Genomic DNA, 14,293 nt, shown 5'->3' on the forward strand with positions numbered 1-14,293 from the left:
GATATAGACTGGTTTACGACTCTAAATTTTTAGCCTCTTCTCCAGGTATGAAACTTCTCCACCCACTCCAATAACTTCTCCGGGGCATGAGCCTTCTTCCACACGCCTGCCGCCGCTTTGTTTGCTTCTGACATGGTCGGATAGGTATGGATGGTGCCAAGAATTTTATTGAGGCCCAGTCCATGCTTCATGGCCAGAACATATTCAGCCAGCAGGTCACCGGCATGGCTGCCGACGATGGTAACTCCAAGTAGTTTGTCGCTGCCAGGTTTGGTCAGCACCTTCACCCAACCATGATCTTCTGAATCTGCAATGGCACGGTCGAGATCATCGAGGCCGTAGCGAGTGACTTCATAAGCAATCTTCTGCGCCTTTGCTTCGTCCTCAGAGAGGCCAACGCGGGCGACCTCGGGGTCGGTGAAGGTTGCCCATGGGATGACGCTGTAATCGACTTTAAATGACTTGAAGGTGCCGAAGAGGGCATTGACGGCCGCATACCAGGCCATGTGTGAGGCGGTGTGGGTGAACTGGTAGGGGCCGGCTACATCTCCAACGGCAAAGATGTTGGGGAAGTTGGTGCGCAATAACGGGTCGACGGCCACGGTTCCGCGTGCAGAAATTTCAACGCCGAGCTCTTCGAGGCCGAAGCCGGTTACATTGGGATGACGACCAATGGCGACAAGGATGTGGTCAAAGGGAATCTTGACCGTCTCTCCCTTGGCCTCGCAGAGCAGAGTTTTCTCTTGCCCCTCCACGACCACTTCCTTGGCAGTGTGACCAGTCAGGACTTGAACCCCGTCTGCTTTAAACTGTTTTTGAACATACTCGGAGACTTCAGGATCTTCGCGGCTCATGATGCGTGACAACATTTCAATCTGAGTGACTTCCGCACCGAGGCGGGCCATGGCCTGAGTCATCTCCGAGCCGATTGGCCCCCCGCCAAGAACAACCAGACGGCCCGGGTTCTGACGCAGCTGCCAGAGGTTGTCGGAAGTCAGAAAGTCGACCTTTTCGATGCCGGTGATCGGCGGGACCAAAGGACTGGCGCCGGTGGCGACGATAATGTTGCGCGTGGTCAAGGTCTCACCGTCGACTTCCACCGTCCAGGGCGAGGTGATCTTGGCCTCACCTGTAAAACAGTCGACGCCGAGTGCCGTGTAACGCTCAATGGAATCGTGCGGCTCGACCTTCTTGATGACGCGCTGCACCCGTTCCATGACCTCTCCAAAATCATATTCAACATGGCCTGATTGTAGGCCGAACTCCTTGGCGCGCTTGGCATAGGAAATCATTTTGGCGGAGCGGATCAGGGCTTTACTAGGCACACAGCCGGTATTCAGGCAGTCACCGCCCATCTTGTCCTTTTCAATCAGAGCGACCTTGGCCTTAACCGCTGCAGCGATATAGGCGGAGACCAGGCCGCCGGAGCCGGCACCGATCGCGACCAGGTTGTAGTCGAATTTCTCCGGTTTTTCCCAGCCGTCAAAGGCCTTACGGCTTTTGATGATGTCGATGATGCGTTTGGCGATCAACGGGAAGATCCCGAGCAACACGAAGGAGATCAGAATGCCTGGCGAAAGGATTCCCGCGGCACTCTCGATCTGACCAAGCTGGGTGCCGGCGTTGACGTAGACCGCTGTGCCGGGAAGCATGCCGATCTGGCTGACCAGGTAGTAGGCTCCAGCACGCATCGGCGTCAGGCCCATAACCAGGTTGATAACGAAGAAGGGAAAGAGTGGCACCAGACGCAGTGTGAAGAGGTAGAAGGAGCCCTCGCGCTCGACACCTTCATTGATCGCCTTGAGCTTGTCTCCGAACTTGCCCTGCACCCAGTCTCGCAGCAGAAAACGTGAGGCCAGAAAGGCCAAAGTGGCACCAAGAGTGCTGGCAAAGGAGACGGTGACCATGGCGGTCCAGAAACCGAGTAGTCCGCCGCCTGCAAGGGTCATCACTGCAGCGCCCGGAAGGGAGAGAGCTGTGACGACGATATAGAGAATGAAGTAAATGGCGATGGTCAGGAGACGGTTGGCCGCATAGAAGTCGCTAAAGGCTTGCTGCCGATCTTTGAGATATTCAAGGGTCAGGAAGCGCTGTAGATCAAAGACGAAAAAAGCGACAATCAGGATGATGATCGTCGCAATCAGAATGATTTTAGCATTACGTGACGACATGGTAACGCCCTTTCAAGTGGTTGGGAGAACGTTGGTCTCCGTAGGGTGGCGCAATGAATCAGGTCATTAAACGATGGCTTGCTGTTAGTTTACCATATTCACCTAATACGATTTATGCAGAAACCTTATTTATCTGCAGGAGGTCCGTCATGCTCTGAAAGATCTTCTGAAGACCATCCATGTGAATGTTGCGCACCCCTTGATATTCTTTGTGGCCAGGTCAGGTGGAGGAAGGGGTTTTTTTTGGGAACTGCATGGAGATTGTCGCTGCCGCCAGAAGGAAAAGCATGGAAACCCAGAGACAGCCGGTCAGTCCGGCAAACTGAAAAATGATCCCCGACAGGATTGTGCCGATCAGGCGACCGCACGCGTTCGCCATATAATAGAAGCCGACATCCATCGCGACCTGGTCTTTATGTGCATAAGCCAGAATCAGGTAGCTGTGTATAGAGGAGTTGATGGCGAAAAGCAGGCCGAACAGCGCGAGACCGCCGATGATCGCCAGTCGGGGGTCGAGGTTTAAATGTACGCTGATGGCGATGATGGCTGTCAGCCCGGCAAGAAGAAAAGCTGCGTTTCTGGCACTGCCACCGCGTGGCGGGTTGTTGCCCAGAAAGGTTTTGAGCAGTGTGGGAGCCAATGCCTGAATGGCTCCGTAGCCAATCACCCAGAGTGCCAGAAAGCCACCGATTTGATTGTGCGACCAATGCAGCGACGTGGCAAGAAAGATAGGTAGTGCGACCACGAACCAGATATCCCGGGAACCAAAGAGGAAGAGCCGGGCAGCAGAGAGAAGGTTGATGTTACGATCCTTGGCGAGGATGTGCGCAAACTTGACCTTCTGTTTGGCTCTGCCCATCTCCTGTGGCAGATTGATCACTGCAGAGATCAGGATAACCACCAGGCCTCCTGCCATTAAGAAAAGCGCTCCGCGAAAGCCAACCCAGGTGAGCAGCATTCCTCCAAGGAAGAACCCGGCCCCTTTAAGGGCGTTCTTAGAACCGGTCAGGAGTGCGACCCATCTGAACAGTGTGGATTCGGCATCGGCAGGGACCAGCTGCTTGATTGCACTTTTAGAACTCATCTTGGTCAGATCTTTGGCGATGCCGGAAAGAGCCTGGGAAGCCATGACATAGGTCACGGAAAAAGCTGTAGACCAGCTCTGGTCGAGCAGGGCAAGCATCACTAAGGCTGCAGCCTGCAGGCTGAGTCCGGCAAACAGGGTGCTCTTTAAACCGAAGTGACTGCCGAGCCAACCGCCGATCAGGTTGGTGATAACACCGAAAAATTCGTAAAGGAGAAAGAGCAGGGCGATCTGGATCGGTGTGTAACCGATTTGATGGAAATGCAAAAGGACCAGCATGCGCAGAGCGCCGTCGGTCAGGGTGAAGCCCCAGTAGGCTCCGGTTACCAGAGAGTAGTTGCGCAGATCATTCATGTTTGCGTGTTATTTCTTGAACTCCATCGTTAGAGGGATCGGGCTACTTTGCTGCAGAGTTCCATCATGCGGTGGACATAGCCCATCTCGTTGTCGTACCAGACCAACAGCTTGAGTTGTGTGTCATCAACGACCATGGTTGATAAGGCATCGACAATCGCCGAACGCGGGTCGCTCTTGAAATCGACGGAGACCAGCGGCCGTTCTTCAACGCCGAGTATGCCCTGCAGCTCGGCTTTCTCTGCTTCGCGGAAGAGTTGATTGATCTGTTCATTGGTGACTTTTTCCTGCATCTCAAAAACAGCATCGGTGATCGAGGCGTTCAAGAGGGGAACACGCACGGCGTGGCCGTTGAGCTTGCCCTTAAGCTCGGGGTAGATCAGGGTGATCGCTGTCGCCGAGCCGGTGGTGGTCGGGATCAGAGAGAGGCTGGCAGCTCGGGCGCGGCGCAGGTCTTTGTGGGGAGCATCGACAATCGTCTGGGTGTTGGTCTGGTCATGGATGGTGGTGATCACACCGTGGGCGATGCCGATCTGTTCGTGCAGTACCTTGACCACCGGAGCCAGGCAGTTGGTTGTGCAGGAGGCCGCGGTGAGCAGATGGTGCTGGTCAGCCTGGTAAAGGTCGTCGTTGACGCCCATGACCACATTAAGAGCGCCCGATTTCACCGGAGCCGCCACGATCACCTTACGCGCGCCGTTCTCGAAATGCGGGGCCAACTCTTGTGTGGTGCGAAAAGCTCCCGAGGCTTCGATGACGATATCAACATCGTAAGCCTCCCAGTTGATCTCAGAAGGACTGGCACACTCACTGAAACTGATTGCCTGGCCGTCAACCTGAATAGCGCCTTCCGTATACTGAATGTCACGCTGCCAACGGCCGTGGACAGAGTCGAACTCGAGGAGGTGAGCTGCCGTTCGCGGCCCACCTGCAACCTCATTGATATGAACAATATCGTAGTCAGGACAATCGAGTGCCACTCTTAACGCCAGGCGCCCCATACGGCCAAAGCCGTTGATACCAACTCGTATAATCATGGTTTTCTTTCGTTATCGTTGATTTGTTCGTAAAGAGCAATCTGCTCGGCTATGGAGAGCTTCTGGCCACAGCTTCGGGAGGGCTTTAGGCAGAGGCGGCAGCGATCATCGGAACACCATTGGCAGCAATTGCAGTCCGGGCAGGGATGTTTTTTCTCACGTGGTTCCATCCCTGTATTCTACGGCTTTTGCATCAAGCGGCACAAGCCCACGCCTTTCTAACAGTTTGCCGCGCTGACGGTAAAGATATCCCGCTTCACAAAGTTCCGCAAGCAGTAGTAAGAAAATGGCCACGGCGATGCCGGGGAGAGGAAGGATCTGAAGCGTGACAACTGGCCAGAAAGCAACCATCAACAGGGCTTTGTAGAAGGTTGAATAGCCCAGTCTCGCCGTGAGATGAGCACCGGCAAACCAACCACGTAAAAGGTTGGCGGCACCGTAAAGAAACGGGAAGAGGGCGCAGGCAGTCAAGGGCCAGGCGATGTATTCTTGCATGGCCGCGTCCAGGCCCATGACAGTGCCGAGGATGGGGCCGTTCAATGGCCAGGCAAGCAGCAGCATGATCAAAGCCATTCCGCCGCTGACTTTTAGAAAAAAACGCGTCAGGGTTTGGCTGTCTTCTTCTTTGTGCACAAGCGTCAGATAAGCCTGCTGCAGGTTGCGCATCGGCCCGGCCAGAAGAAAGAGGAAGCCCCGGATGACACCAAAGGCTGCCAGGGCGAGAGTGCCGTCGGGGAGCCGGCTGATGATGGCGTTGATAATTAACGGCACTGTTTGTTGCAGGCCCGATGAGAAGGCAAGGGGGAGCCCGTAGCGTAGAATTTCAACAAAGCGATTTTCGTCATCAGTTTCAGCGGGGAGCTTTACCCGCCAGGCGAAGAATCCGATAACCAGTGTTTCTGTGCCAACGCAACCGAGCAAGGCGAAGGCGGCAACCTGGGTGCCTGTGAACCACAGCTGGCCGATCCAGAGATAGGCAAAGAGCATGATGATGCGTACTGCCGTGGCAAAAGAAACCAGGCTGGTTCTGCGAGCACGAATCACCAGCCCCTGGAAGAGGCCGCGCAGACCGGTGATAAAGGGCAGGAAAACCAGTAAAGCCAGGGTGTCACGGGCACCTTTTGCGACCTCGGGGGCAACACCGAGAAGGTGATCAAGGATGAAGGTGCCGACCGGGCTGAAGGCAAGCAGGGCGAGCAGGATAGAGACCCAGGTGGCGATCAGGAAGACAAACAGGGTCATGCCGATGAGAGATTTGCGGCCGCGCACCATGGCAATGGTAATCGTATGGTTTTGGTAAGATGGCGAGGCGACAAAGAGGTGCAGAACCATGGCGACCGAGAATCCGGCCAGAACCACGACAGCATCCTCCAGGCGTGCCAGTCCGGCGTTGATGATCGAGTGGGAAACGCTCATCAACTGGACGTTGAGCAGCAGGGGAAAGAAGAAGAGGGCAACGTCCTTTTGGGTCAGGTGGGCATCTCTCAAGAGGGCTCGCCTGCGGGAAACAAGAGAGGCAGGTCGGTGGCCTGTCCGGCCTGGAAATCTGCTCGCAGACCATCGTCGTGGCCGAGCCCCCAGTGACAGAAGCACGATTTGACCTTGGCTGCATGTGCGGCGCGCAGATCGACATGATGATCGCCGAGCAGAACGGTTCGTTCAGGATCACAGTCAAGTAGTTTCAGGGCATGATGAACCATGTCGGGATGCGGTTTCCTCTGCAGGGCAAGCTCAGCTCCTATGATATGCAGAAAGAATGGCGACAGACCAAGGCGCTCAACGAGGATGTCGGCAAGGTGTTGTGGCTTGTTGGTGACCACCGCCATAGCTTTGTCGCTATGCATGGCGAGGAACTCCATGATGCCGGGGTAGATGACCGTTTCGTCAGTCAAATGCTCGGTGTAAATCTCCATGAAACGTTTGCGGCGGTTCTGGTTGAACAGCTCTTCAGGTAAAGCCCTCTGTAGCAAGAGGCCAACGCCGTCGCCAACATAACCACGGACCTGGGCGCTGGTGACGGCAGGCAGGTCAAGTTCTTCTCGCAGCAGATTAATGGCCTTGGTCAGATCGGGGATGGAATCGACCAGGGTACCGTCGAGATCGAAGAGGAATGTATCAATAGACATATTAAACCTGAGGTCTGAGGGGGATTAGCTATAAGCCGTAAGCTTTAAGCTGTAAGGTCTAAACTTAAAGCTTATGGCTCTATCGCTTACAGCTTTGTTTCTATCTTGCGCCAAAGATCGCAGTGCCGACGCGTACCATGGTCGAGCCTTCTTCAATGGCCACTTCAAAGTCGTGGCTCATGCCCATGGAGAGCTCCTGCATGGCGACCTTTGGCAGGCCCAGGGCATCAATAGTTTCTGCCAGTTCACGCAGTTGCTGGAAGTAAGGGCGCACCTCTTCAGGGTCAGCCCCCCAGGGAGGCAGGGCCATCAGGCCCTTGATGCGGAGGTGCGGCAGTGGCGCAACCTTGCGAGCCAAGTCGACCAGGGCCTCAGCGGTGGTGCCCCCTTTGCTCTCCTCTTCGCCCAGGTTGACCTGGAGGAGAATGTCGACACAGGCGTCGTCCTTGCCCCACTGACGATCTATCTCTTTTGCCAGGGAGAGGCGATCAACCGAGTGAATCATGGCCACTTTGCCGCGCAGGTATTTAACCTTGTTGGTCTGCAGCGCGCCGATAAAGTGCCATTCGACCTCAGTGCCTACCTCATCAATCTTGGCAACACACTCCTGCACATAGCTTTCTCCGAACAACCTCTGCCCGGCGCTTGCCGCAGCCTCTATGTCTACAGCAGGCTTTTTCTTGGAGACGGCTATCAGCCGCACAGCTGCAGGGTCACGCAGGCACCCCTGGCAGATGGTTGCAATGCGTTCCGAGATTCGCTTGATGTTGTCTGCGATATTCATAAAAGGTCAGTCTGGGACAGCAAAAAGTTCTATTGCGCCGAGTTCTTCAAGGGCAGCAATGACTTCACAGAGGGGAATGCCGACGACATTGGTATAGCTGCCTTCAATCCTGGGGACCATGAAGGAACCAATCCCCTGGATTGCGTAGGAGCCAGCCTTGTCAAAGGGTTCCCTGGTGGCAATGTACCCTTCAATTTCCTGACTTGTCAAATCCTTGAAAAAGACTTTGGTGGTGACCGCAGAGCTGATTGTGCGACCCGTCTGGCGATCATGAACAGCGTAGCCGGAGATGACGCGATGACTGCGACCGGAAAGGCTCGAAAGCATCAGTGCGGCCTCTGTCGCATCAACCGGTTTGCCGAGGAGGTCTTGGTCGCGGACCACGACGGTGTCGCTGCCGATGAACCAGCGCCCCTGTTGTTGGGGGCGGTTGGCAACTTCCATCGCCTTGTCACAACTCAGGCGTACGACATGAGCTTCCGGTGTTTCATCTGTCAACAGACTTTCGTCTGCATTGCTTGGCACGACCTGAAAGGTGATGCCGACCTGGCTGAGAAGCTCGCGACGACGGGGTGACGCTGAAGCGAGGACAATATCCTGAAGCTCTTGAGGCATATGTGACTTCCGATGCTTGCTTGGGTGGTTAATCTTGATGCGAGAGGAGGGTTTGACCTTCCATGTTGGCTTCGTAAAGAACCAGGCGATTGCGCCCTGATTGTTTGGCACTGTAGAGGGCCAGATCTGCGGCATGGATCAGTTCATTGGTCGTGACGCCATCAGCAGGGAAAGTCGCGATGCCGATGCTGGTTGTCAGGCGACCGAGAGGAAGGTGGCTTTCACCCGGGAAACTCTCGGCCTCTATGGCCCGGCGAATCCGTTCGCCGACAAAAACAGATTCTTTTTTTCCGGTTGCCGGCAGGATCAGGCAAAACTCTTCTCCTCCGTAACGGGTGATGACATCCATTTCGCGGGCCGAACGACGAATGATCTCAGCTGTTTTGCGGAGGGCGTTGTCTCCGGCCAGGTGACCACACAAGTCGTTGTAAATTTTGAAGTTGTCCAGATCCGCCAGGATGATGCAGAAGTTCTGCTGTTGGCGTTCTCCGCGGCTGAATTCCTCTTGCAGGCGGTCTTCGAGAAAGCGTCTGTTATAGAGACCGGTCAGTGGGTCGGTGATGGCGAGTTGCTCAAACTTGCCGGCTTTCTCCAGGGTCGCGGCCCGATCGATCATGCGTACGGCATGGCCGGTAAAAGTCTGTATCAGGTTGAGGTCGGCTTCGGTAAAGTTGATACCATTTTCTTTGTCTGCCAGGTTGAGGACGCCGATCAGCCGATCATTGGCTTCGAGAGGCAGGCTAATAAAGGACTTGGTTTTGAAGCGTGGTCTGTTTTTCGTGGCCACTCGGGTGTCTCTCTCTATATCGTTGACCAGCATCGGGAAGCCACTCTTGGCGACCTGACCGGCAATCCCTTCGCCGTAGGCCACAGACATGGTCTTTGCCAGGGATGAGGTCATCCCCTTGGCGGCTTCAATCTTCAGGGTCCCTTCTGTCTCATGTAAGAGCATCAGGGATCCACTGGTTGCGGTCAACAGTTCGGAGGACATCTCAAGGAGCTTCTGGTAGAGGTCACGACGGTTTCCTGCCAGAGATAGCTCGCTGATCATGGCAACCATGCGCGTTGAGAATTGCCGTTCAAGCTGTCGCCCTTCGGCGGTTTTCAGACTTTCCAGACGGCTAGCCAGACGATTGATCAGGAGTTCTATGAGGGCCTGGTCACGGCTGTGAAGGTTGATGTCCAGGACCACTATGGCTCCCAGGTATCTGTTGTTCTCCTTGAGCGGGAACAGATGTGCTGTCTGGGTCTCTAATCCCGGGAAGAATATCTTCAGCTCTTCAGCAGAGAGGACCTCCGGGTGTCCGCTTGTATTGTCAAAGTGGGCGGCGAGATGTTTCTGATCCAGTTGAAAGCTCTCCGGATCTAGACCGAGTGTTGAGTGAACGGTCATGGAGAGGCCAGGCTGCTGCAGGACGATCAGAACTTTGGGCAAGTTAAAGAGGACGACCAGGGCTTCACTGACGATTGCGACCGCCTGCTCACTCTCTGTGCAGTCGGCGAGGTCCCGAGACAGATTCTGCACGGCTTCCAGCCTTTTCGTGGTGCGGGCCAGGCTGAGGGAGTGCAGTTGCTGGTTGAGTAGTCGCGGCAACGAGCGGGAGATCTCATCGGCCATGGATTCGGCTTCTGAGAGGCTGAGCAGCTGAGATGTGTTTCCTGATTCGAGGAGCAGAGGTTTGCTTTCGTGGTGATTCGCGCTCTCCCGTTTGCGGCGTGCCGTTTCGCTCTGTTCAAAGACCCCGCCGCCGAGCAGGCAATCGGGAAGATCACTGCTTTCAGGAAGAGGCACGATGAAACAGATGAAGCCTTGTGCACAGCTTTGGATGACAGGTTGGTTGGTCAGCATGGCTTGTGAGATGCCAGCGTCCCAGGCTCGACAGCACTCAGCGGTACAGCGGAGCTCTCCACTGAGGGGAGCACAGATGGTTTGAATTGCTGCGAGAAGGCCTCCACGTCCCTGTTCTTCAGAATAAAGAGCGAGGTTAAACTGCGCGCTGAGCGGATGCTGGCGCAGCATTTCAAGCAGGTCTCGTGAATCGACCAGTTTGAAAGGTGATGTGGTATGTGCCACCGCTTGCCCCCGATGCGATTTGAAAATTCAAACAGATTGCGCGATCGAAAATATTTGCTGATATTAACTTCTAAGGCTAACAGGTATTTAGTCCTCTGGCAATCCTGTAGATGTTACTGTTTCTCAGCTTTAAACCACAGATCAAGGTCTGCCAGGGCACGATCTGCCAAGGCTTGACGCCGGTCACGGCGCTTGCGGATACGTTGCTCAAGTGCCGGGAAGAGACCGTAGGTAATATTCATCGGCTGAAAGTTCTCCGCTGATGCAGTGACCGGGTAGTTGAGCAAGGCACCCAGGGCCGTCGTCAAGGGGGGTGACGGGAAATTGTGTTCCTGATAACAGGCCGCGGCCGAGAGGCCGGCTAAAAAACCGCTGGCGGCAGATTCGACATAGCCTTCGACGCCAGTGATCTGCCCGGCAAAGAAGATATTGGCAGCGCCCTTCAATTGCATGGTCTCGGTCAGGCAGGCAGGCGCGTTGATGAAGGTGTTACGGTGCATGCTGCCAAGTCGGGCGAACTGGACCTTCTCCAGACCGGGTATGGTGCGGAAGACGCGCTCCTGTTCCGGGTAGGTCAATTTGGTCTGAAATCCGACCAGGTTGTAAAGATTGGCGTGTTTGTCATCCTGGCGCAACTGAATGACAGCGAAGGGGTCGCGCCCGGTTCGCGGGTCACGCAGACCGACCGGCTTCATGGGACCAAAGGCCAGGGTCATCTCACCGCGTTCGGCAAGAACTTCCACCGGCATGCAGCCTTCGAAGTGGACTACCTTTTCAAAATCATGCGGAACCACTTTATCTCCTTTACAAAGAGCCTCAACGAAGGCGAGGTACTGCTCTTTGTCAAAGGGGCAATTGAGGTAATCTGCGCCGCCACGATCGTAGCGTGAGGCGGCATAAACCTTCTCCATATCGATCGAATCGGCTTCTATGATCGGTGCTATGGCATCGTAGAAATATAGGTGCTCCTGGCCTGTCAGGGCCCCGATCTTTTCAGCCAGGGCCTCAGAGGTAAGTGGACCGCTGGCGATGATCACAATACGGTCATCAGGAATCTCTGTGATCTCCTGCCGATGCAGGGTAATCAGAGGATGCTCATCGATGCTGCGGGTGATCTGCTTAGCAAAGCCTTCCCGGTCGACAGCCAACGCGCCTCCGGCCGGAACCGCATGTGCGTCGGCGGTTGTGATGAAAAGGCTGCCGCAACGGCGCAGCTCTTCCTTCAGAAGCCCGACCGCGTTGTGCATGCCGGTGCCGCGCAGGGAGTTGGAGCAGACCAGCTCGCTGAGGCGGTCACTCTGATGCGCGGGTGTCATCCGCTGCGGGCGCATCTCAAAGAGATCGACCGGGATGCCTTTGCCGGCAATTTGCCATGCGGCTTCACAGCCGGCGAGGCCTGCACCGATAATTGTGATGGGTGTCATGATGGATATTCCAAAGGGGTTAAGAGTTGTTTGTAGTCGTGAATCAATATTTTAGCGGGTATGTGGTGTGATAAGCAAAGCTAAAAGCTTAATTCCGCGCAGAGGACAGAAAAGGCCGAGCAATCAGCCCGGCCTTTTCTGTTTTGTATATCAACCTTAACTCAGGCGTCTTTTTTAGTCGTTTTCTTGGCGGCCGGTTTTTTTGCCGTCGACTTTTTCGCCGGAGCCTTCTTGGCCGTGGTTTTCTTGACAGTCTTCTTAGCCGGAGCTTTTTTTGCGGCCGGCTTTACCTCGGGCTCAATCAGGGTGATCAGATAATCACATTCCTCTTGAGGACATTTGCGTACGGTGCCAGCACGCTTTGTGGTCTTCTCGACGGTCAGCGGGAAAGCACATTTCGGGCAAGGCTCTTCAAAAGGCTGATCCCAGAGTGCGTATTTGCACTTCGGGTAACGGTTGCAGGAATAGAAGATTTTGCCGTAACGACTCTTCTTTTCCATGATCTCGCCTTCTTTACAGGAAGGGCACTCGATGTCGAGGGATTTCGGTTTGATCAGCGGCTGGTTGTTCTTGCAATCCGGATAGCCTGAACAGGCCAGGTACTTGCCATACCGTCCTTCCTTGAACTGCATCGGTTTGCCGCATTTTTCACATTTCTCGTCAGAGAGGACCACCTCTGCATTGCGCTCACCGTTGACCGGGCGGGTGTATTTGCACTCAGGGTAGCCATCGCAGGCGATGAAGTAACCGTTGCGGCCGTACTTCTTGGTCAGTGGTTGTTCGCATTCAGGGCATTTCTCATCAAGAGGCTCACCGACAAAGCGGACTTCTTTGACAACCTCAACCTCTTTCTTGAAAGGAATCCAGAAGTCTTTCAGGAAAGACTTCCATTCGCCTTTGCCAAGTGCAATGGCGTCGAGATCATCTTCCATGTTGGCTGTAAACTGGTAGTCGACGTACTTGTCGAAACACTGTAGGAGGAAACGAATGACTTCACGCCCGAGGTCCTGCGGGTGGAATACACGCTTGATCAACTGCACGTAGTTACGCTCTACCAGGGTGTTCATCGTGGCTGCGTAAGTCGATGGTCGGCCGATCCCGTTCTCTTCCAGAATCTTGACCAGAGAGGCTTCCGTATAACGTGGTGGCGGTTGGGTGGTATGCTCTTCGCCCTGCAGCTCTTCGAAGCTCAGAGCCTCTTTCTCCTCGAGGCTGGGCAGGAGACCTTCAACTTCTTCGCTCTCCGTGTCCTTGCCCTCAATATAGACTTTCATGAATCCCGGGAAGCGAACCACCTGTCCCGAAGAACGGAACAGGAATTTTTCACCGGCGAGAATATCGATTGTGGTCGCGTCGAGCAGGGCATCTGCCATCTGGGCCGCGATCGTGCGCTCCCAGATCAGCTTGTAGAGCCGCAGCTCATCGCCATCGAGAAAGGTCTTGAGCGTTTCCGGATGGCGTGCCAGGCCGGTGGGGCGAATCGCCTCGTGAGCCTCCTGTGCGTTTTTCGCTTTGCTTTTGTAGGTGCGCGGCTTGGCAGGAACATACTCTTTGCCGAAGCGTTCCTCAATCACCTGGCGAGCCTCTTCGATGGCGACGTTGGACAGTGTCACCGAGTCGGTACGCATATAGGTGATCAGACCTACGGGGCCATCGCCGGTGTCAACACCTTCGTAGAGTTTTTGGGCCGTTGACATTGTCTTGCGCGCCGAGAAGCCGAGCTTGCGGTTAGCTTCCTGCTGCAGAGTGCTGGTGGTAAAGGGTGCCGCCGGACGGCGCTTCTTTTCCGTACGACTGACAGTTGAGACCTGTACCGGAAGAGGCTTGATCTCTTCAACCAGGGCCTCTGCCGCTTTCTGATCGGCAATCACCTGGTAGGCATTTGACTCAAGGTTTTTGGCGCTGGAGGCAACCTTCTTGTCATCGATGGTGTGCAGCCTCGCCGAAAAAGTGGTCTTCTCAGCGTTGGCCATAGTGGCCTCGATGGTCCAGTAATCCTTGGACTGAAAGGCTTCGATCTCTTCTTCTCGTTCACAGATCAGTCGCAGGGCAACTGACTGGACACGACCTGCGGAGCGGCTTCCGGGGATCTTGCGCCACAGCACCGGTGACAGGTTAAAGCCAACCAGGTAGTCGAGGATACGGCGAGCCTGTTGAGCATCGACCATTTCCGTCGAAATCTGGCGCGGGTTGGCGATGGCTTCGTTGACAGCGTCCTTGGTGATCTCGTGAAAGACGACCCGGCTGACATGAGGCGAATCACCTTTTTCATCAACGCCGAGAGCTTCCAGCAGATGCCAGGCGATGGCTTCCCCTTCGCGGTCGGGGTCAGTTGCGAGGACCAGGTTGTCAGCCTTTTTGAGAGCTTGCTTCAGAATCGTCAGCTGTTTTTTGGCTTTGGCTGAAACGACATACTTGGGGAGGAAGTCGTTATCGACGTCAACGGAACCGTCTTTGCTGGGGAGATCTCTAACGTGTCCATAGGACGCCAGGACCTGATAACCTTTGCCGAGAAACTTCTCGATGGTTTTGGCCTTGGCCGGTGACTCTACGATAACCAGTGAATTCGCCATAATTTTCAGTCAAATCTTCTCTTGGAAATGAAAAAGGCCGCAGAATGTCCT

General features: G+C 54.9%; 10 protein-coding genes. All 10 read right to left on the reverse strand.

The window, feature by feature from the left end:
* Positions 1 to 29: 29 nt before the first annotated feature.
* The 10 genes from lpdA to topA all read right to left on the reverse strand — a co-directional run bounded on the left by lpdA (position 30) and on the right by topA (position 14,242).
* Positions 30 to 2,171, reverse strand: coding sequence for a dihydrolipoyl dehydrogenase (lpdA, locus tag P9J64_09650; protein MDG5468579.1), 2,142 nt, complete (start codon positions 2,169 to 2,171; stop codon positions 30 to 32).
* 220 nt (positions 2,172 to 2,391) lie between these two features.
* Complete coding sequence (gene arsJ, locus P9J64_09655; protein MDG5468580.1) at positions 2,392 to 3,609, reverse strand: organoarsenical effux MFS transporter ArsJ; 1,218 nt, start codon at positions 3,607 to 3,609, stop codon at positions 2,392 to 2,394.
* A gap of 29 nt (positions 3,610 to 3,638) precedes the next feature.
* Positions 3,639 to 4,646 (reverse strand): ArsJ-associated glyceraldehyde-3-phosphate dehydrogenase, encoded by a 1,008-nt coding sequence (locus P9J64_09660; protein MDG5468581.1) that lies wholly within the window; start codon positions 4,644 to 4,646, stop codon positions 3,639 to 3,641.
* 156 nt (positions 4,647 to 4,802) lie between these two features.
* Positions 4,803 to 6,134, reverse strand: a complete 1,332-nt coding sequence (locus tag P9J64_09665; GenBank protein ID MDG5468582.1) for a hypothetical protein — start codon at positions 6,132 to 6,134, stop codon at positions 4,803 to 4,805.
* On the reverse strand, positions 6,131 to 6,772 hold the full coding sequence (locus tag P9J64_09670) for an HAD-IA family hydrolase (GenBank protein MDG5468583.1): 642 nt from the start codon (positions 6,770 to 6,772) through the stop codon (positions 6,131 to 6,133). Before P9J64_09670 ends, P9J64_09665 begins: the two co-directional genes overlap by 4 nt.
* 100 nt (positions 6,773 to 6,872) lie before the next feature.
* Entirely contained in the window at positions 6,873 to 7,556 is a 684-nt protein-coding gene (locus tag P9J64_09675) for a YggS family pyridoxal phosphate-dependent enzyme (protein ID MDG5468584.1), read from the reverse strand.
* Positions 7,557 to 7,562: 6 nt separating this feature from the next.
* Positions 7,563 to 8,171, reverse strand: a complete 609-nt coding sequence (locus P9J64_09680; protein MDG5468585.1) for a Maf family nucleotide pyrophosphatase — start codon at positions 8,169 to 8,171, stop codon at positions 7,563 to 7,565.
* A gap of 28 nt (positions 8,172 to 8,199) precedes the next feature.
* Positions 8,200 to 10,245 (reverse strand): sensor domain-containing diguanylate cyclase, encoded by a 2,046-nt coding sequence (locus P9J64_09685; GenBank protein MDG5468586.1) that lies wholly within the window; start codon positions 10,243 to 10,245, stop codon positions 8,200 to 8,202.
* A gap of 113 nt (positions 10,246 to 10,358) precedes the next feature.
* The gene (gene trmFO / locus P9J64_09690) at positions 10,359 to 11,669 is read right to left on the reverse strand and encodes a methylenetetrahydrofolate--tRNA-(uracil(54)-C(5))-methyltransferase (FADH(2)-oxidizing) TrmFO (GenBank protein MDG5468587.1); all 1,311 of its coding nucleotides are present in this window, start codon (positions 11,667 to 11,669) and stop codon (positions 10,359 to 10,361) included.
* A 161-nt stretch (positions 11,670 to 11,830) separates the two neighbouring features.
* The gene (gene topA / locus P9J64_09695) at positions 11,831 to 14,242 is read right to left on the reverse strand and encodes a type I DNA topoisomerase (GenBank protein ID MDG5468588.1); all 2,412 of its coding nucleotides are present in this window, start codon (positions 14,240 to 14,242) and stop codon (positions 11,831 to 11,833) included.
* Between the last annotated feature and the right edge of the window lie 51 nt (positions 14,243 to 14,293).

The sequence above is a fragment of the Deltaproteobacteria bacterium IMCC39524 genome, assembly GCA_029667085.1.
Lineage (GTDB): Bacteria > Desulfobacterota > Desulfuromonadia > Desulfuromonadales > BM103 > M0040.

Coding starts and splice junctions, on each gene's coding strand:
- lpdA (MDG5468579.1), bottom strand. CDS start 2,171: ATGTCGTCACGTAATGCTAAAATCATTCTGATTGCGACGATCATCATC.
- arsJ (MDG5468580.1), bottom strand. CDS start 3,609: ATGAATGATCTGCGCAACTACTCTCTGGTAACCGGAGCCTACTGGGGC.
- P9J64_09660 (MDG5468581.1), bottom strand. CDS start 4,646: ATGATTATACGAGTTGGTATCAACGGCTTTGGCCGTATGGGGCGCCTG.
- P9J64_09670 (MDG5468583.1), bottom strand. CDS start 6,772: ATGTCTATTGATACATTCCTCTTCGATCTCGACGGTACCCTGGTCGAT.
- P9J64_09675 (MDG5468584.1), bottom strand. CDS start 7,556: ATGAATATCGCAGACAACATCAAGCGAATCTCGGAACGCATTGCAACC.
- P9J64_09680 (MDG5468585.1), bottom strand. CDS start 8,171: ATGCCTCAAGAGCTTCAGGATATTGTCCTCGCTTCAGCGTCACCCCGT.
- trmFO (MDG5468587.1), bottom strand. CDS start 11,669: ATGACACCCATCACAATTATCGGTGCAGGCCTCGCCGGCTGTGAAGCC.
- topA (MDG5468588.1), bottom strand. CDS start 14,242: ATGGCGAATTCACTGGTTATCGTAGAGTCACCGGCCAAGGCCAAAACC.